The organism is Variovorax sp. UMC13 (assembly GCF_014170375.1).
GTDB lineage: Bacteria > Pseudomonadota > Gammaproteobacteria > Burkholderiales > Burkholderiaceae_C > Variovorax.
The window spans coordinates 285,317-303,442 of the sequence record NZ_LZZW01000018.1; the positions used below are offsets into that span (position 1 = coordinate 285,317).

An 18,126-nucleotide genomic window follows, 5' to 3' on the forward strand; every position below is an offset into this window, starting at 1 on the left:
TCAGCTCGAGTGGGTCCACTGCATGAGGAGGCGAGGGATCTCGTCGAGCATTGCCACGCGATCGGGATGGTTGGCATAGACCGCATGCGAGGGTGCGCGTGTCTGCAGCGCATCGACCGGGCTCTGCACGATGCCCAGGCCGCCATGGCTTTCGATCGTCTTGAGGCCCTCCGTGCCATCGTCGTTGTCGCCGCTGAGCACCACGCCGATCAAGCGCCGCCCGAAGGCTGCCGCGGCAGAGGAGAAAAGCGCGTCGATACGGCTCGGTGCACCCTCGGCGTCGGTCATCTTCTTCAGCGATACGAGGCCTCCCGACGAGATCGAGCCACCGACATCGGAGGGCAGGAGGAAAACGGTACCGACGATCAATTTCGTTCCCTCCTGTGCATGGCGGCAGGGCAGGCGCGTCTGCAGCCAAGCGGGTTCGCGGGAGGACAACGCTTCATTCAGTGCGACGGGCGCATCGACGCATGCAACGATCGCCGCGGCGAAATTCGCTGGCAGGGCCGAAAGAATGCGGACCAACGCCTGCGAGCTCCCCGCGGACCCGCCCATGACGACGATGTCTCTTGCGAAGGTGGCCTTCATGATCATTCCTCATCAAGCGCGTGCCTGGGGCGCTTGGCCGAGGTCGAGGCGCCGATCGGCTGTCGTCCAAAGCGCCGGCGGACGATTGCACGGCTTGGCGTCCGATGAGGGCTCACATGCCAGCAGTCGCGCCGGGCCCGGGACCGGCAGCGATGACGAGACCCTGTCATCACGATCGGCCACGGAACCAGCGTCATGGACTACAGCCGGGGGTCCACGGCGATGACGCCTGCTGTCGCGGCGCCACGCCATGGTTGCTCCAAGCGCTCAAGCAGCGCCTTCAATTCAACCCCAGCCTTCGGGCGAAAAGGAATAATTTATGGCTGACAACAATGCAGTGGTGAGCGTTCTCAACGATTTGCTCGAGAACGCACGTGACGGTGAATATGGCTTCAAGACCTGTGCTGAGCAGGTCGAAACCTCCAACATCAAGACGCTGTTCGCGAGCCGTTCGGTCGGTTGCGCAGAGGCGGCGCGTGAACTGGAAGTTCTGATCGTTCAATATGGGGGCGAACCCGCTTCGGGCGGTACGGCGGCGGGCGCCCTGCACCGGGGCTGGGTCCAGGTCAAGGGCGCGGTCGGTGCCGACAGCGAACTCTCGATTCTCGAATCCTGCGAAAAGGGCGAGGACGCGGCGATCGCACGCTACCGCAAGGCGCTCAAGGAAGAATTGCCCGCCGACGTGCGCGCGGTGGTCGAGCGCCAGGCTGCCGGTGCGCAGAAGAACCACGACCAGATCCGCGACCTGCGCAATGTCGCTCGCGCCCAAAGCTGAGCCGTCGCGCGTCGCAAACCAGGCCCCTTCGGGGGCCTTTTTTTGGGCTGCGGCAAGCATGGCCCTCCTCGAGGGCGGCCGGTACCAGGTCGCCGCGAAGCGGAACGGCCGGTGTTCCGGCCGGTCTGAGCGCATGGATTCGTCGCTTCGGACGATGCCGGCCCACAGGCTGCGTCCCTAAACTTTTTCCCCAGGGTCGGCGTGTCGCCGGCCATGAGGAGATATCTCTTGTTCCAAGGCGAAAGCATCAGCGTCCTGCCGCTGACCGAAGGAGGGCTGGTCGAGCTTCGTTTCGACCGCCGCGGCGAAGCCATCAACAAGCTGGACGCACGCACCGTCGACGAGTTCCGCCAGGCCACGGCGGTGATCGCGGCGGCGCCCGAGGTGCGCGGCGTGCTGGTCACCAGCGCCAAGGAGGTGTTCATCGTCGGCGCCGACATCACCGAGTTCGGCGCCACCTTCCAGAAGACCGAGGCCGAGATCGCCGCCGGCGTGCGCGCCAGCAACGAACTGTTCAACGCCTTCGAGGACCTGTCGGTGCCCAGCGTGGTCGCGATCAACGGCTTTGCGCTGGGCGGCGGGCTCGAGCTCGCGCTGCTGGCGCCGCTGCGTGTGATGTCCGACACGGCCCAGGTCGGCGTGCCCGAGGTCAAGCTGGGCCTGTTCCCCGGCTTCGGCGGCACGGTGCGGCTGTCGCGCGTGGCCGGCCTGGCCACGGCCATCGACTGGGTCGCGAGCGGCAAGCCCGTCAAGGCCGCCGCGGCGCTGGCCGCGGGCGTGGTCGACGCGCTGGCCAGCCCCGACGCGCTGCGCGCCGAGGCCCTGGCGCTGCTGCAGCGCGCGGTGCGCGGCGAGGTCGACTGGCAGGCCGCACAGCAGCGCAAGCGCGTGAAGCTCGCGCTGGGTTCGCAGGAAGCCGAAGGGCTGGTCGAAGCCGCGCGCACCCCCTTGCTGGCGCGCGGCCCCAAGCACCAGCCGGCCGCCGTGATTGCGCTCGAGATGATGGCCCAGGCCGCGGGGCAGGACCGTGCGGGCGCGCTCGACCTCGAGGCCGCCGCCTTCGGCCGCGTCGCCAAGACCCAGGCCGCGTCCTCGCTGGTGCAGGCCTTCCTCAACGACCAAGCCCTGAAGAAGCGCTACAAGGGCCATGCGCGCGAAGGCCGCCAGGTCGCGCAGGCGGCGGTGCTGGGCGCGGGCATCATGGGCGGCGGCATCGCCTACACCAGCGCGCTGCGCGGCACGCCGGTGCGCATGAAGGACATCGCGCAGCCGCCACTCGACCTGGGCATCGCCGAGGCGAGCAAGCAGCTGGCCAAACAGGTCAAGAGCGGCCGGCTCGCGCAGGCGCGCGCCGACGCGGTGCTCGCATCGATCCGGCCGCAGCTCGACGAGGCCGGCTTCGATGCGGTCGATTGCGTGATCGAGGCGGTGGTCGAGAAGCTCGAGGTCAAGCGCACGGTGCTGGCCGCGCTCGAGAACGTGGTCCGGCCCGGCACGGTGATCGCGTCGAACACTTCGAGCCTGCGCATCGACGACATCGCGCAGCCGCTCGCGCGGCCCGAGGACTTCGTCGGCATGCACTTCTTCAACCCGGTGCCGGTGATGCAGCTGGTCGAGGTGATCCAGGGTTCGCGCACGCGGGCGTCGGCGGTGTCCACGGCCGTGGGCTATGCGGTGGCCATGGGCAAGACGCCGATCGTGGTCAAGGACTGCCCTGGCTTCCTGGTCAACCGCATCCTCACGCCCTACATCACGGCCTTCACCCAGCTGGTGGCCGACGGCGCCGACTTCGAGCACATCGACCGCGTGATGGAAGCCTTCGGCTGGCCCATGGGCCCGGCCTACCTGCAGGACGTGGTGGGCATGGACGTGGGCGCGCACGTGGGCGACGTGATCTCGGCCGGCTATCCGCAGCGCATGCGCCCCACGCAGCGCGACGCGGTCAAGCTCATGGTGGCGAAGCAGCGCTACGGCCAGAAGAACGGCGCCGGTTTCTACCGCTACGAGAACGACCCCACCGGCCGGCCACGCAAGTTCTCCGCGCCCGAGGCGCATGCGCTGGTGGCCACGCTGCAGCCCGAAGGGCGGCGCGACTTCTCCGATGCCGACATCGTCGAACGCATGATGCTGCCGCTGATCGTCGAGGCCGCCCATGCGCTCGAGGAGGGCGTGGTCGCGACCCCGGCCGAGCTCGACATGGCCCTGCTGCTGGGCATCGGCTTCCCGGCCTATGCGGGCGGCGCGCTCAAGTACGCCGACTGGCTGGGCCTGGACCGCGTGGTCGCGCTGACCGAACGCCATGCGGCGCTGGGCCCGCAGTACGCCGCCACGCCGCGCATGCGCGAGATGGCGGCCAGCGGCGCGCGCTACTACCCGGTCTGATCTCCTTTCTTCCTTCTTTCTTCCCCAGATCCATCCCTCAAGGACTCTCGATGCAACTCGATTCCAGCATTGCCGCCGTCGTCACCGGCGGCGCCTCGGGCCTCGGCGCGGCCACCGCGCGGCGCCTGGCCAGCCACGGCGTGAAGGTCGCGCTGTTCGACCTCAACGAAGCGCAGGGCGAAGCCCTGGCGGCCGAGCTCGGCGGCGTGTTCTGCAAGGTCGACGTGACCTGCGACGAACAGGTCGACGCGGCCTTCGCCAAGGCGCGCGCGGCCCACGGCCAGGAACGCGTGCTGGTCAACTGCGCCGGCACGGGCAACGCGGTCAAGACCGCCAGCCGCGACAAGGCTTCGGGCGAGGTCAAGCATTTCCCGCTGGCCAACTTCGACCGCATCATCCAGATCAACCTGGTGGGCACCTTCCGCTGCATCGCCAAGTCGGCGGCCGGCATGCTCTCGCTGGCGCCGGGCGTGGACGGCGAACGCGGTGCCATCGTCAACACCGCTTCGGTGGCGGCGCAGGACGGCCAGATGGGGCAGGCCGCCTACACCGCGTCGAAGGCCGGCATCGTCGGCATGACCCTGCCCATCGCGCGCGACCTGATGGGCGAGGGCATCCGCGTCAACACCATCCTGCCGGGCATCTTCAACACCCCCCTGCTGCAGGGCGCACCCGACAACGTGAAGGAGGCGCTGGCCGCATCGGTGCCTTTCCCCAAGCGCCTGGGCGACCCGGCCGAGTACGCGACGCTGGCCGAGCTGATGATCACCAACGGCTACTTCAACGGCGAAAGCGTGCGCCTGGACGGCGCCATTCGCATGGCGCCGCGCTGAGTCCTCAGCCGGCCTGCTGCCGCCCCCGTGCGCTCACGGACGCGCGGCGGGCCTCCAGCGCTTCGGGCTTCAGCTGCTCGGCCCAGCGCGCGCTGGCCTGCTGCTCCAGCCGCATGGCATCGTCGAAGGGAAGGCCGTAGCCCTCGTCGATCAGCCGCTTGTAGGGCGCGACGATCTCGGGCAGCGCGCCCGCGATGTCGGCCGCCAGGGCCAGCGCCTGCGACATCAGGTCGTCCGGCGCCACGACGCGGTTGACCAGGCCCCAGCGCTCGGCCTGCACGGCGCCGATGAAGTTGCCGCTGAAGGACAGCTCCTTGGCGCGGCCGATGCCGATCAGCCGGCTCAGCTTCTGCGACAGGCCCCAGCCCGGGATCACGCCCACACGGCCGTGCGTGTCGGCGAAGCGGGCCGCGCTCGAGGCGATCAGCATGTCGCAAGCCAGGGCCAGCTCGAAGCCGCCGGTGATGGCCGCGCCGTTGATCGCACCGATCACCGGGCGCGGAAAACGCGCCAGCGCCGTGACCGGGTCGTTGGCCGGCGAGGCGATGTCCAGCGCCTGCCGGCCCAGTTCGCGCAGGTCGAGCCCCGCGCAGAAGGCCTTGCCGGCGCCGGTGAGCACCAGCACGCGCACGCTCTCGTCCCGTGCCAGTTCTTCGAGCGTTCGCACCAGCGCCAGGCGCAGCGGGGTCGACAGCGCGTTCATCGCCTCGGGCCGGTTCAGCACGAGGCAGGCGCAGCCGGGTTGCGGCCGCGTGAGTTGCAGCAGCGCGCTCATGTGCCGTCGCCGATCGGCTCGCCCACCTGCACCCACTTGGCGCCGTCGAACTTCTGCAGCTGCATGCGACGGAAGCCGGTGTAGTCGTCGGGCTTGAAGCTCAGCGTCACGCCTGGCACCAGCATCGGCGCGGCGTAGTCGCGCAGGTTGGTCAGGCGCTTGAGCACTTCCTCGCGCGTCGGGTTCGGGCCGGCGGCGCGCAGCACGTGGACCATGGTGCTGTTGGCCACGTAGGCGTAGACGTTGCTCATGTTGCTGAGGTCGCCCTTGGGGTAGTACTTCTTCATCCAGGCCAGCCACTCGAGGTAGTCGGCGTCCTGGTGCCAGCGCGTGTCGGTCGGGTCCTTGATCACGGTGGCGGTCAGGATGCCCACCGACTTCTCGAGCCCGGCGTTGACCAGCGTGGGCGAGACGGCCGCCGAGATGTAGCTCAGGTAGATGGTGGGCTTCCAGCCCAGGTCGTGGATCTTGCGGATCGCCTGGCTGGTCTGCTTCGACAGCGAGCCCATCACCAGCGTGTCGACGCCCGCGGCGCGCAGCGCGACGACCTGGGAATCGACGGTCGGGTCGGTGAGTTCGTAGCTCTGCTCGGCCACCATCAGCCTGGCGGCCTGCGCACCCAGGCCGGCCTTGATGCCGCGCAGGTAGTCCTTGCCGAAGTCGTCGTTCTGGAACAGCACGCCGACCTTGGCGTTGGGCGTGTTGCGCAGGATGTGCGTGGCGTAGGCGCGCGACTCGGCGTAGTACGAGAGCAGGCCGGGCACGGTCCAGGGTGTCTTGTCGGGCGTCTGGAACACATGCGAGCCCGACATCACGAACAGCTGCGGCACCTTCTTGGCGTTGAGGTACTTCTGCACCGAGGCGTTGGCCGCCGTGCCCTGCGAGGCGAACATCAGGAAGACCTGGTCCTGCTCGACCAACTTGCGCGTCTGCTCGACGGTCTTTGAGGGCGTGAAGGCGTCGTCGAGTGCCATCAGCTTGAGCTTGCGGCCGTGGATGCCGCCCTCGTCGTTGACCTTGGCGAAATAGCCTTCGGTCGCGAAGCCCACGCTGCCGTAGGCCGAGGCCGGGCCGCTGAAGGGTTGGGTCGAGCCGATCAGGATCTCGCTCGCGCTGATGCCGGGCTCGGCCGCGTGCAGTGACGAACAGGCGAAGGCCGTCCCCACCAGGGCAGCGATGAAATGGCGTCTGAAGTGCATGGGATCTGTCTCCGTCGCCCCGTCGAATGCGGGGCGTCGGGCAGTGTTCGCGCGGCGCGCCGGGGCGCGCATCGTCCAAAGCGACGAAATCAGCGCGGCTTGCGCGGGCGCGCCGGCGGCTTCGCGGCCGGCGGCCCCATGGCCGCGCGCGTGGCGGCCGAGGCCGGTTCGCGCAGCAGGCCCTCGATGCTGTCGATGAAGTTCTCCTCGCTGGCCGGATGCGCCCAGAGCCGGTACCAGGTGCTGCCTTCGCCGGTCTGCTCGCGTGCCGACACGGCCGTGAACAGGTACAGCATCATCAGCCGCAGCCGCTGGTTGAACAGCTCGGTGGGCATGTCGGGCAGCAGCGCGCGCAGGTGGGCGATGCAGCGCCTGAAGCCCACATCGTGGCCCTCCACGCCTTCGAGGAAGACCGCGTGGTGCCGCACCAGCAGCGAGTTCATGAAGGGGATGTAGCCGGCGTCGTCGTCGGCGTCGGCCGGCGCATCACCGCGCGGCCCCATGGGTTCGGCCAGCAGCTTCACGATGTCGCGCAGCTTGGGCGGCGTCGCCAGGGCCTCCAGCGCGTCGAGGCGCTGCAGCCGCCAGGCGTCGATGCGCTGCGCGCCGTCGGCCACCAGCTCCTGCACCAGCGCCTTCTTGCTGCCGAAGTGGTAGTGCAGCGAACCGCCGTTCTTCTGTCCGGCCGCGACCAGGATGTCGCGGACCGAGACGTTGTCGATGCCCTGGGCTGCGAACAGCTGCAGGGCGATCTGCTTGATGTGGGTGCGTGTGTCGGGGCCGCGCATGGTGTGGATGGATGAGTGTGCCTGTCGCCCAGGTGGCAGCCGGATCGCCTGCCGCGCATTGTCTTCGTTGACCGGGCTGGGCCGCGAGGCTACATTGAATCAATTAGGCCAGTGTTTTAATTCCAACGGAGACACCGACATGACGAACCCGGCAGCGCCCACCCCGGCGCCCCTGCGCTACGCGAGCGCGCTCGACTTCAGCGGCAAGACCGTGCTGGTGGTCGGCGGCTCGAGCGGCATCGGCAATGGCATCGCGCAGGCCTTCCGCGCGCTGGGTGCGCAGGTCCATGCCTGGGGCACGCGCCCGTCGGCCGCCGACTACGCGGACGAGGAGGGCAGCGACCTGGAAGGCCTGCACTACACGCCGCTCGACCTGGCCGACCAGGGCGCGATCGATGCCCACGTGCCGGCCTTCGACCGGCTCGACGTGCTGGTGCTCGCGCAGGGCATCGTGGCCTACAAGCGCGGCGAGTTCGAGATGCCGGGCTTCGACCGCGTGCTGCGCGTGAACCTCGGCAGCCTCATGGGCTGCGCACTCAAGTTCCATCCGATGCTGCGCGCGGCCGGCGGCGCGCTGATCACCGTGAGCTCGACCGCGGGCTTCCGATCGACGCGCGGCAACCCCGCGTACGCGGCCTCCAAGGCCGGCGCGGTGGGGCTCACGCGCACGCTGGGCGAGGCCTGGGCGGGCGAAGGCATCCGCGTCAACGGCATCGCGCCGGGGCTGGTCGACACCAAGCTCACCAAGGTCACGACGGCCGTGCCCGCGCGGCGCGACGCGATGCTCTCGCGCATCCCGGCCGGCCGCTTCGGCCTGCCGCAGGACATGGCCGGCGCGGCGCTGTTCCTCGCTTCACCGCTGGCGGCCTACGTGACCGGCCAGACCCTCATCGTCGACGGCGGCCTCACGCTCGCCTGACACCGCACACCCCACAGGAGACAAGAACATGGCATGGGATTTCGAGACCGACCCCGACTTCCAGCAACAGCTGGACTGGATGAACGAGTTCGTGCGCACGCGCGTCGAGCCGCTGGCCGAGGTGCTGGGCAGCCCTTACGACGTGACCAATCCGCGCAATGTGCGGTTGGTGCGGCCGCTGCAGGCGGAGGTCAAGGCGCGCGGCCTCTGGGCCTGCCACCTCGGGCCCGAGCTGGGCGGCCAGGGCTTCGGCCAGGTCAAGCTGGGGCTGATGAACGAGATCCTGGGCCGCTCGATCTTCGCGCCCACGGTGTTCGGCACCCAGGCGCCCGACACCGGCAACGGCGAGATCCTCGCGCACTTCGGCACGCCCGCACAGAAGAAGCGCTGGCTCGAGCCGCTGCTGGCCAACGAGATCGTCTCCTGCTTCGCCATGACCGAGCCGCAGGGCGGTGCCGACCCGATGGTCTTCACCACGCGGGGCGTGCGCGACGCCGAAGGCTGGGTGCTCAACGGCGAGAAGTGGTTCGCCTCCAACGCACGCTACGCGAGCTTCTTCATCGTGATGGCCGTGACCGACCCCGAGGCTCCGCTGATCTCGCGCCAGTCGATGTTCATCGTGCCGGCCGACACGCCGGGCGTGGAGATCGTGCGCGACGCGGGCATCGCATCGGAAAAGATCCCCACCCACGCCTACCTGCGCTTCACCGATGTGCGGGTGCCGGCCGACCATGTGCTGGGTGGCGTGGGCCAGGCCTTCGTGGTGGCGCAGACCCGGCTGGGCGGCGGCCGCATCCACCATGCGATGCGCACCATCGGCGAGGCGCGCATGCTGTTCGAGATGGCCTGCGAGCGCGTGATCTCGCGCCAGACCAAGGGTGAGCCGCTGGCGAACAAGCAGATGGTGCAGGAGAAGATCGCCGACTGCTGGATCGAGCTCGAGCAGTTCCGCCTGCTGGTGCTGCGCACGGCCTGGCTGATCGACAAGCACAAGGACTACAAGCGCGTGCAGAAGGACATCGCGGCGGTCAAGGCCGCCATGCCCAGGCTGCTGCACGACATCGCCTCGCGCGCGCTGCACCTGCACGGCTCCATCGGCGTCTCCAGCGAGATGCCCTTCGTCAACAGCGTGGTCAATTCCTACTTCCTCGGCCTGGCCGACGGGCCGACCGAGGTGCACAAGGTGACGGTGGCGCGCCAGGTGCTGCGCGAGTTCACGCCCACGGACCAGCTGTTTCCGCACTACCACCTGCCGCGTGCCCACGAACGCGCATTGGCGCTGTACGGCGACGCCCTAGAAGACCTGCAGGGCGTGGTGTGAGCGAGCCCTGGGAAGCGCTGGTGGACCTGCCGCGCCTCGCGCAATGGATGGACGCGCAGGGCCTGGGCGAGGGCGCCATCGAGGCGCCGACGGTGCTGGCCGGCGGCACGCAGAACCTGCTGCTGCGTTTCGGCCGCAGCGGCCGCGACTACGTGCTGCGCCGGCCGCCGCTGCATCCGCGGATCGACGGCAACGCGACCATGCGGCGCGAGATCCGCGTGCTGGGCGCGCTGGCCGGCAGCGAGGTGCCGCATCCGCGGCTGGTCGCGGGCTGCACCGACACCGGGGTGCTGGGCGCGGCCTTCTACCTGATGGAACCGGTCGCGGGCTTCAACGCCTGCGCCGGCCTGCCCGCGCTGCATGCGGGCGATCCCGCGCTGCGCCATGCGATGGGCCTGGCGATCGCCGACGGCGCGGCCGCGCTGGGCCGCGTCGTGCCCGCGGCCATCGGCCTGTCGGACCTGGGCCGGCTCGACGGCTTCCTCGAGCGCCAGGTGCCGCGCTGGCGGGCGCAGCTCGCGGGCTATGCCGAGTTCGAGGGCTGGCCCGGCGCCGCGTCGCTGGGCGATGTCGATGCCGTGGGCCGCTGGCTCGAGGCGCACCGGCCCGCGTCCTTCGTGGCCGGCCTGATGCACGGCGACTACCACCTCGCGAACGTGATGTACCGCCACGACGGCCCGCAGCTGGCCGCCATCGTCGACTGGGAGCTGGCGGTGCAGGGCGATCCGCTGCTGGACCTGGGCTGGCTGCTCGCCACCTGGCCCGGCGCCGATGGCGAAGCCGTCGGGCCTGACGTACCCCGGCCCTGGGAGGGTTTCCCAAAGGCCGACGAACTGATCGAACGCTACGCGCAAGGCTCGCAACGGGACCTGTCGCAACTGCACTGGTATGCGGTGCTGGCCTGCTACAAGCTCGCGATCCTGCTCGAGGGCAGCCATGCGCGCGCCTGCGCGGGCAAGGCCGACCGCGCCACCGGCGACCGGCTGCATGCGATGGCCCGCAAGCTCTTCGAGCGCGCGGCTGGATGGATCGACGCGCGCGCGCCGCGCTGAAGGAACAGAAGATGACAGACACACACGACGACCCGCGCAGCGTGCGCGATCGCGCCGTGCTCGTGACCGGCGCGGCCGGCGGCATGGGCGAGGCGGCGGCGCGGCTGTTCGCGCAGCAGGGCGCGCGCGTGGCGCTGGCCGACATCCGCGGCGAGGCGGTGGAGGCCGTGGCCGCATCGATCCGCGACCGGTGCGGCCAGGCCCGGGCCTTCGCCCTCGACGTGGCCGACGGCGCCGCGGTCGCGCGCGTGGTCGAGGCCGCCGCGCAGCACTGGGGCGCGCTCGACATCCTGGTGAGCAACGCCGGCATCTCGGTGCAGTGCGCGCTCGACGACCCCGGCTACGACCTGCGCTGGCTGCGCGGGCTGGAGGTGCTGCTGACCTCGCAGCAGCGCATCGTGCGCGCCGCGCTGCCCTGGCTGCGTCGCTCCGACGCGCCGCGCATCGTGACCGTGGCCTCGACCGAGGCACTGGGCGCGAGCGCGGGCCACAGCGCCTACGCGGCCGCCAAGTCCGGCGTGGCCGGCTTCACGCGCGCGCTGGCGGTCGAGTTGGGCCGCGAGGGCATCACGGTCAACTGCATCTGCCCCGGCCCGATCGAGACCGGCATGACGGCCGACATCGCCGACGCGCACAAGCGCACCTTCGCCCGCCGGCGCACCGCGCTGGGCCGCTACGGCCTGCCCGAGGAGGTGGCGCACATGATGCCGAGCCTGTGCCTGCCCGCGGCTTCGTACCTCACGGGGGCGGTGATCCCGGTCGATGGCGGCCTGATGGCGCGCAACGCATGACGAAAGTGTGATTCCGGTCGCGTTGGTGACCGGATTTGCGGGGCGCATGCCGACAATCGGATGCACTCTGGTGGCCCTTCGGGCCGCCCCCTCTGATCGAACACACGACAACGAAAACGAAGACCGAATGGATTTCAGCCTGTCTCCCGCGCAGTTGGATCTGCAGCAGCGCACCCGCCGCTTCATCGCCGATGAAGTGATCCCCCTCGAGTCGGACCCGCGCCAGGGTTCGCACGGCCCCAGCGAAGAGTTGCGCAACGAGCTCGTCGCGCGCGCCCGCCGCCACGGCCTGCTCACGCCGCACGCCTCGAAGGCGCACGGCGGGCTCGGCCTGTCGCACGTCGACAAGGCGATCGTGTTCGAGGAAGCCGGCTATTCGCCGCTGGGCCCGGTCGCGCTCAACATCCACGCGCCCGACGAGGGCAACGTGCACCTGATGGAAGAGGTCGCGACCGCCGCGCAGAAGGCGCGCTGGCTGCAGCCGCTGATCGACGGCCATGTGCGCTCCTGCTTCTGCATGACCGAGCCGCCGCCGGGCGCGGGTTCCGACCCGTCGATGATGCAGACGCTGGCCGTGCGCGACGGCGACCATTACGTCATCACCGGCCGCAAGTGGTTCATCACCGGCGCCACCGGCGCGGGCTTCGCGATCATCATGGCGCGTATGGAAGACGGCTCGTCGACCATGTTCCTGGCCGACATGGACCAGCCCGAGATCGTGATCGAGCGCCAGATCGACGCGCTCGACAGCTGCTTCACCGGCGGCCATGGCGTGGTGCGCTTCGACGGCCTGCGCGTGCCGGCCGAAGACGTGCTGGGCACGATCGGCGATGGATTCCGCTACGCCCAGGTGCGGCTCGCGCCCGCGCGGCTCACGCACTGCATGCGCTGGCTGGGCCAGGCGCGCCGCGCGCACGAGGTGGCCAGCGACTACGCGCGCAAGCGCCAGGCCTTCGGCCAGCCGCTGATCGAGCACGAAGGCGTGGGCTTCATGCTGGCCGACAACGAGATGGACCTGCACAGTGCGCGCCTGGCCATCTGGCATTGCGCCTGGGTGCTCGACCAGGGCCAGAAGGGCCGCCACGAATCCAGCCTGACCAAGGTGCTGTGCTCCGAGGCCGAATGGCGCGTGGTCGACCGCTCGGTGCAGATCCTGGGCGCCAGTGGCGTGTCCGACGAGACCATCGTGGCGCGCATCTTCAAGGACATCCGGGCCTTCCGGATCTACGACGGCCCGTCGGAAGTGCATCGCTGGAGCATGGCGAAGCGGATCTCGCGCCTCTAGCGTCTCCTGACCAAACGCCGGCGCCAAGCCGGCGTTTTCGCCTCAGGCGACGCTGCGGTAGCGCGCGCGCAGCGCCTTCTTGTCCAGCTTGCCCAGCCCCGTCACGGGCAGGGAGTCGACGAAGTCCACGCTCTTGGGTGCATAGACCGCGCCCTTGTGGTGCTTCACCAGCGCGATCAGCTCGGCCGCCTCCACCCGTGCGCCGGGCTTGCACACCACCACGGCCTTCACCGCCTCGCCCCACTTGGCATCGGGCACGCCGATCACGGCCGCGCCGGCCACGGCCGGGTGCCGGCTCAGCACGTCCTCGATCTCGCGCGGGAAGACGTTGAAGCCGCCGCTGATCACCATGTCCTTCGAGCGGTCGACGATGTAGAGATAGCCGTCGGCATCGCGCCGCGCGAGGTCGCCGCTGTAGAGCCAGCCGTGGCGCCAGGCGGCGGCCGTCTCCTCGGGCTTGCCCAGGTAGCCGCGCGTGACCAGCGGGCCGCGCAGGCAGATCTCGCCGACCTCGCCCTCGGCCACCTCCTGGCCCGCGTCGTCGAGCAGCCGCAGCTGCACGGCCGAGGTGGGCGTGCCGCAGGAGGCCAGGCGCTGCGGATGGTTCACCGGATCGTGGTCGCGCTGGCGCAGCACGGTGATGGCCATCGGCGCCTCCGACTGGCCGTAGAGCTGCATGAAGATCGGGCCGAAGCGCTCCATGGCCTCGACCAGCCGGCCGGGCAGCATCGCGGCGGCGCCGTAGACGATCAGCGCCAGGCTGTCGAGCTTGGCCGCGGGCAGGCGCGGGTGGTCCAGCAGCACGTAGACCATGGTCGGCACCAGGAAGGTCGCGGTGATCCGGTGGCGCTCGACCAGGTCGATGAAGCGGTCGGCGTCGAAGCCGGCGGTGGTGACGAAGGTGCCCGAGCGCATCAGCACCGTGGGGATGATCGCGCCGGCCGCATGGGTGATGGGCGAGAGCGCGAGAAAGCGCAGTTCGGCCGGCCAGTCCCACTCGGCCATCTGCGTGATCGCCATCGTGGCCTGCACGAGGTGGCTGTGCACCACGCCCTTCGGCCGGCCGGTGGTGCCGCCGGTGTAGACCACCACGCAGTCGTCCTGCGGGCGGGCCTGTGGCGCGAGCGGACCGGGCGCGTAGGCGGCGAGCGCGGCCAGGATGTCCTCGCAGCCTTCCAGCGGGCCCAGGCCGAAGCACTGCGCGATGGCCGGCGTGCGTGCGCACAGCCGGCGCGCGCGCTCGCCGAAGGGCAGGGGGTCGACGAACAGGGCCTTCACGCCCGCGTCGGCCAGGATGTAGGCGTGGTCTTCCTCCGAGGACACCGGGCTGATCCAGGTCATGCGCAGGCCCATCAGGTGGCTGGCCGCCATGACGATGAAGGCCTCGGGCCGGTTGGCCGACAGGGCGGCGATCGAGTCGCCCTGGCGCAGGCCGCGCGCATGGAGTGCCTGCACCAGCTGGCTCAGCATGCGGCCGAAGTCGCGATAGCTGATCCGCTGGTCTTCGTGGATGAAAGCGATGGCGTCGCCGCCGCGCTGGATGGCGGTGACGAGCAGGTGGCCCATGCTGGGGCCGTCGTTCAGCGCGGGGCTGGGATGCATCGGGTGTCTCCGGGTCGGTCTTGCAGGGGGGGCGCGGGCCTGCGCCGCGTGCCGCCATCGTGCGCCCGGAGAGCGCTTTCCAAAATCGTCCGTTCCGACGACGCTGGGTGCGGCCCTGGCGCCAACAATGCCCTCGCTGCCTACTTTCGAAACTGGAGAAAACCTATGCCCGAAGCCTATATCGTCGCCGCCGCCCGCACCGCCGGTGGCCGCCGCAACGGCCGCCTTGCCGGCTGGCATCCCGCCGACCTGGCCGCTCAGGTGCTCGATGCGCTGATCGCGCGCGCCGACGCCGATCCGGCGCTGATCGAGGACGTGATCATGGGTTGCGTCGGCCAGGCCGGCGAGCAGTCCAACAACATCGCGCGCAACGCGGTCATGGCCTCGCGCCTGCCCGAGTCGGTGCCGGCCACCTCGGTCGACCGCCAGTGCGGCTCCTCGCAGCAGGCGCTGCACTTCGCGGCCCAGGCCGTGATGTCGGGCGCGATGGACATCGTGATCGCGGCCGGCGTGGAAAGCATGACCCGCGTGCCCATGGGCACGCCCAGCATCCTGCCCTACAAGAACGGCCTCGGCAGCTATGTGAGCCCCGGCATGGCGGCGCGCTACCCCGGCGTGGAGTTCAGCCAGTTCACCGGCGCCGAGCAGATCGCCGTCAAGTACGGCCTGTCGAAGGAGCAGCTCGATGCCTACGCGCTGCACAGCCACCGGAACGCCATCGCCGCCACCCGCGGCGGGCATTTCACCGACGAGATCGTGCCGGTCGCGGTGCGCCTGGCCGATGGCAGCGAAACCGGCGAGATGCACACCACCGACGAAGGCATCCGCTACGAAGCGACGCTGGAAAGTATCGCGGGCGTCAAGCTGATCGCCGAGGGCGGGCGCTGCACCGCGGCCACCGCGAGCCAGATCTGCGACGGCGCGGCCGGCCTGCTGGTGGTCAACGAGCGCGGCCTGAAGACGCTGGGCGTCAAGCCGCTGGCGCGCGTGCACCACATGACCGTGATCGGCCACGACCCGGTGATCATGCTCGAGGCCCCGATCCCCGCCACCCAGCGCGCGCTGCAGAAGGCCGGGATGAGGATCGACGACATCGACCTCTACGAGGTCAACGAGGCCTTCGCCCCGGTGCCGCTGGCCTGGCTGCAGACGCTGGGCGCCGACCCGGCCCGCCTCAACGTGCACGGCGGTGCGATCGCGTTGGGCCACCCGCTGGGCGGCTCGGGCGCCAAGCTCATGACCACGCTGGTCCATGCGCTGGGCCAGCGCGGCAAGCGCTATGGGCTGCAGACGATGTGCGAGGGCGGCGGGCTGGCGAACGTCACGATTCTCGAGCGGCTCTAGTCCGCGGCGCCCGCCAGGCGGGCGGCTTCTGGCGACCGCGTGGGCGGCGCCTTTCATCCCATAAAAAAGAGATCGAAGCATGACCCATGACAACGATCGCGGAGACAAGGCCCTGCTGCACATCGACGGCGTCTCGGTGCGCTTCGGCGGCATCGTGGCGCTCGACGGCGTGACCTTCGACGTGCAGCGCGGGCAGATCTGCGGACTGATCGGCCCCAACGGCGCCGGCAAGAGCACGCTGTTCAACTGCCTGTCGCGTCTCTACGAATGCAACACCGGCCGGATCACCTTCGACGGCCATCCGCTGTCGACCATGCCGCGCCACCGCATGGCGGGCATCGGCATCGGCCGCACCTTCCAGAACCTGGCGCTGTTCCGCACGATGACCGTGCGCGAGAACGCGCTGGTGGGCTGCCACAGCCAGCACCACGCGGGTTTCCTGCGCAACGCCTTCCGGCTGCCGGGCGCGGCCCGCATCGAGGCCGAGGCGCGTGCACGCGCCCAGGCGCTGATCGATTTCCTCGACCTGGGCAGCGTGGCCGAGCGCACCGTGGCCGACCTGCCTTTCGGCACGCAGAAGCGCGTCGAACTGGCCCGCGCGCTCGCGGCCCAGCCGAAGCTGCTGCTGCTGGACGAGCCCGCGGCCGGCCTCAACCACGAGGAGCTCGAGAGCCTGGGCGCGCTGATCCGCGACATCCGCGACCGCCTGCAGGTCACGGTGCTGCTGGTCGAGCACCACATGGGGCTGGTGATGGGCGTCTCCGACAAGGTGGTGGCGCTCAACTTCGGCAAGAAGATCGCCGAGGGCACGCCGGCCGAAGTGCGTGCGCATCCGGAAGTGATCCGCGCCTACCTGGGCGCGGACGAGGAGGTCGCAGCATGAGTTCCATCCTCGAAGTGCGCGGCCTGCGCGCGGCCTACGGCGCCACGCGCGTGCTGCAGGGCATCGACCTCGACATCGCCGACGGCGAGATCGTCGCGCTGCTGGGTGCCAACGGCGCGGGCAAGACCACCACGCTGCGCGCGCTGTGCCAGGCTATGGTCTCGACCGAAGGCAGCATCACCCTGGTGGGCCAGCGCATCGACGGCCGCTCGACCGAGCAGATCGCGAAGCTGGGCGTGGGCCATGTGCCCGACGGCCGCGGCACCTTCCTGGGCCTCACGGCCGAGGAGAACCTGCGGCTGGGCGCCTATGCACGGCCCAGGCGGGCCGGCGCCGAGGCCGACATGGAACGCATCTACGGCTACTTCCCGCGCCTGAAGGAGCGCCGCGCCCAGCAGGCCGGCACCCTGTCGGGCGGCGAGCAGCAGATGCTGGCCATCGGCCGCGCGCTCATGGGCAAGCCCAAGCTGCTGCTGCTCGACGAGCCCTCGTTCGGCCTCGCGCCGCTGATCGTCAAGGACATCTTCGCGATCATGCGGCGCATCAACCAGGAGGAGCGCGTGTCGATCCTGCTGGTGGAGCAAAACGCCAAGCTCGCGCTCGACCTGGCCGACCGCGCCTACCTGCTGGAGACCGGGCGCATCGTGCTGTCCGGCCCCTCGAACGACATCCGCCGCGACGACGCAGTCCGTCGCGCCTATCTGGGTGAATAACGCATGAACGCTTTCCTGCACCAACTGCTCGCCGGGCTCGCGTCCGGCGGCATCTACGCCAGCGTCGCGCTGGCCCTGGTGATGATCTACCAGGCCACGCACCACATCAACTTCGCCCAGGGCGAGATGGCGATGTTCTCGACCTTCATCGCCTGGATGCTGATCCAGGCCGGGCTGCCGTACTGGCTGGCCTTCATCGCGACCGTGGTGCTGTCCTTCGTGCTGGCGGCGGTGGTGGAGTTCACCGTGATCCGGCCGATGCACGACAAGCCCGCGCTATCGGTGGTGGTGGTGTTCATCGGCCTGCTGGTGATCTTCCACAGCCTCGCGGGCTGGCTGTTCGGCTACACGATCAAGCAGTTCCCGAGCCCGTTCCCGTCCGATGCCTGGTACGGCAGCGCCATGATGTCGGCGCACGAGGTGGGCGCGATCGTGGTCACGCTGGTGGTAGTGGTCGCGCTGTTCTCCTTCTTCCGCTTCACGCCGCTGGGCCTGGCGATGCGCGCCGCGGCGCAGAACGCGGCCTCGTCGCGGCTGGTGGGCATCAACGTCGGGCGCATGCTGATGCTGGGCTGGGGCCTGGCCGGCGCGATCGGCGCGGTCGCCGGGATGATGGTCGCGCCGGTGGTCTTCCTCGACCCCCACATGATGACCGGCGTGCTGCTCTACGCCTTCGCCGGCGCGCTGATCGGCGGCATCGACAGCCCCATCGGCGCGGTGCTCGGCGGCTTCCTCGTGGGCGTGCTGGAGAACCTGATCGGCACCTACGTCGTGGGCACCGAACTCAAGCTGTCCGTCGCGCTGGTACTCATCGTCGGCGTGCTCATCGTGCGCCCGGCGGGCCTGCTCGGCCGCACCGTCGTCACCCGCGTCTGA

The 18,126-nt window shown here is 70.0% G+C and carries 17 protein-coding genes; 12 read left to right on the top strand and 5 right to left on the bottom strand.

What is annotated here, in order from left to right; translation table 11 throughout:
• A complete protein-coding gene (locus A9977_RS16090) occupies positions 1-588 on the bottom strand; it encodes a chemotaxis protein CheB (RefSeq protein ID WP_183025859.1) in 588 nt (195 codons plus the stop codon).
• A 319-nt stretch (positions 589-907) separates the two neighbouring features.
• On the opposite strand from A9977_RS16090, the gene A9977_RS16095 reads away from it, so the two are divergent.
• The 3 genes from A9977_RS16095 to A9977_RS16105 all read left to right on the top strand — a co-directional run bounded on the left by A9977_RS16095 (position 908) and on the right by A9977_RS16105 (position 4,578).
• On the top strand, positions 908-1,363 hold the full coding sequence (locus A9977_RS16095) for a PA2169 family four-helix-bundle protein (RefSeq protein WP_183025860.1): 456 nt from the start codon (positions 908-910) through the stop codon (positions 1,361-1,363).
• Positions 1,364-1,591: 228 nt separating this feature from the next.
• On the top strand, positions 1,592-3,745 hold the full coding sequence (fadB, locus tag A9977_RS16100) for a fatty acid oxidation complex subunit alpha FadB (protein WP_220811824.1): 2,154 nt from the start codon (positions 1,592-1,594) through the stop codon (positions 3,743-3,745).
• 50 nt (positions 3,746-3,795) lie between these two features.
• Complete coding sequence (locus A9977_RS16105; RefSeq protein WP_183025862.1) at positions 3,796-4,578, top strand: SDR family NAD(P)-dependent oxidoreductase; 783 nt, start codon at positions 3,796-3,798, stop codon at positions 4,576-4,578.
• 4 nt (positions 4,579-4,582) lie between these two features.
• Here the strand turns inward: A9977_RS16105 and A9977_RS16110 are convergent, their stop codons facing one another.
• The 3 genes from A9977_RS16110 to A9977_RS16120 all read right to left on the bottom strand — a co-directional run bounded on the left by A9977_RS16110 (position 4,583) and on the right by A9977_RS16120 (position 7,340).
• Positions 4,583-5,353 carry an enoyl-CoA hydratase gene (locus A9977_RS16110; protein WP_183025863.1) on the bottom strand — a complete coding sequence of 257 codons (771 nt, stop codon included), beginning with the start codon at positions 5,351-5,353 and terminating at the stop codon, positions 4,583-4,585.
• Complete coding sequence (locus tag A9977_RS16115) at positions 5,350-6,552, bottom strand: ABC transporter substrate-binding protein (protein ID WP_183025864.1); 1,203 nt, start codon at positions 6,550-6,552, stop codon at positions 5,350-5,352. The genes A9977_RS16110 and A9977_RS16115 overlap by 4 nt, the downstream gene beginning before the upstream one ends.
• A gap of 89 nt (positions 6,553-6,641) precedes the next feature.
• Complete coding sequence (locus A9977_RS16120; protein ID WP_183025865.1) at positions 6,642-7,340, bottom strand: TetR/AcrR family transcriptional regulator; 699 nt, start codon at positions 7,338-7,340, stop codon at positions 6,642-6,644.
• Between the two features lie 139 nt (positions 7,341-7,479).
• On the opposite strand from A9977_RS16120, the gene A9977_RS16125 reads away from it, so the two are divergent.
• The 5 genes from A9977_RS16125 to A9977_RS16145 all read left to right on the top strand — a co-directional run bounded on the left by A9977_RS16125 (position 7,480) and on the right by A9977_RS16145 (position 12,708).
• Positions 7,480-8,259, top strand: coding sequence for an SDR family NAD(P)-dependent oxidoreductase (locus A9977_RS16125; protein ID WP_183025866.1), 780 nt, complete (start codon positions 7,480-7,482; stop codon positions 8,257-8,259).
• A gap of 28 nt (positions 8,260-8,287) precedes the next feature.
• Entirely contained in the window at positions 8,288-9,580 is a 1,293-nt protein-coding gene (locus A9977_RS16130; RefSeq protein ID WP_183025867.1) for an acyl-CoA dehydrogenase family protein, read from the top strand.
• Positions 9,577-10,632, top strand: coding sequence for a phosphotransferase family protein (locus A9977_RS16135; RefSeq protein ID WP_310936144.1), 1,056 nt, complete (start codon positions 9,577-9,579; stop codon positions 10,630-10,632). The genes A9977_RS16130 and A9977_RS16135 overlap by 4 nt, the downstream gene beginning before the upstream one ends.
• Positions 10,633-10,643: 11 nt before the next feature.
• On the top strand, positions 10,644-11,423 hold the full coding sequence (locus A9977_RS16140; protein WP_183025868.1) for an SDR family NAD(P)-dependent oxidoreductase: 780 nt from the start codon (positions 10,644-10,646) through the stop codon (positions 11,421-11,423).
• A 127-nt stretch (positions 11,424-11,550) separates the two neighbouring features.
• The gene (locus A9977_RS16145) at positions 11,551-12,708 is read left to right on the top strand and encodes an acyl-CoA dehydrogenase family protein (RefSeq protein ID WP_183025869.1); all 1,158 of its coding nucleotides are present in this window, start codon (positions 11,551-11,553) and stop codon (positions 12,706-12,708) included.
• Positions 12,709-12,750: 42 nt separating this feature from the next.
• Here the strand turns inward: A9977_RS16145 and A9977_RS16150 are convergent, their stop codons facing one another.
• A complete protein-coding gene (locus A9977_RS16150; protein ID WP_183025870.1) occupies positions 12,751-14,310 on the bottom strand; it encodes an AMP-binding protein in 1,560 nt (519 codons plus the stop codon).
• 165 nt (positions 14,311-14,475) lie between these two features.
• Between A9977_RS16150 and A9977_RS16155 the strand changes: the two genes are divergently transcribed.
• From A9977_RS16155 to A9977_RS16170, 4 genes are all read left to right on the top strand, one after another.
• Positions 14,476-15,654 carry an acetyl-CoA C-acetyltransferase gene (locus tag A9977_RS16155; protein ID WP_183025871.1) on the top strand — a complete coding sequence of 393 codons (1,179 nt, stop codon included), beginning with the start codon at positions 14,476-14,478 and terminating at the stop codon, positions 15,652-15,654.
• Between the two features lie 79 nt (positions 15,655-15,733).
• Positions 15,734-16,537, top strand: coding sequence for an ABC transporter ATP-binding protein (locus A9977_RS16160; RefSeq protein WP_183025872.1), 804 nt, complete (start codon positions 15,734-15,736; stop codon positions 16,535-16,537).
• Positions 16,534-17,250 carry an ABC transporter ATP-binding protein gene (locus tag A9977_RS16165; protein ID WP_183025873.1) on the top strand — a complete coding sequence of 239 codons (717 nt, stop codon included), beginning with the start codon at positions 16,534-16,536 and terminating at the stop codon, positions 17,248-17,250. The genes A9977_RS16160 and A9977_RS16165 overlap by 4 nt, the downstream gene beginning before the upstream one ends.
• Positions 17,251-17,253: 3 nt before the next feature.
• Positions 17,254-18,126 (top strand): branched-chain amino acid ABC transporter permease, encoded by an 873-nt coding sequence (locus A9977_RS16170; RefSeq protein WP_183025874.1) that lies wholly within the window; start codon positions 17,254-17,256, stop codon positions 18,124-18,126.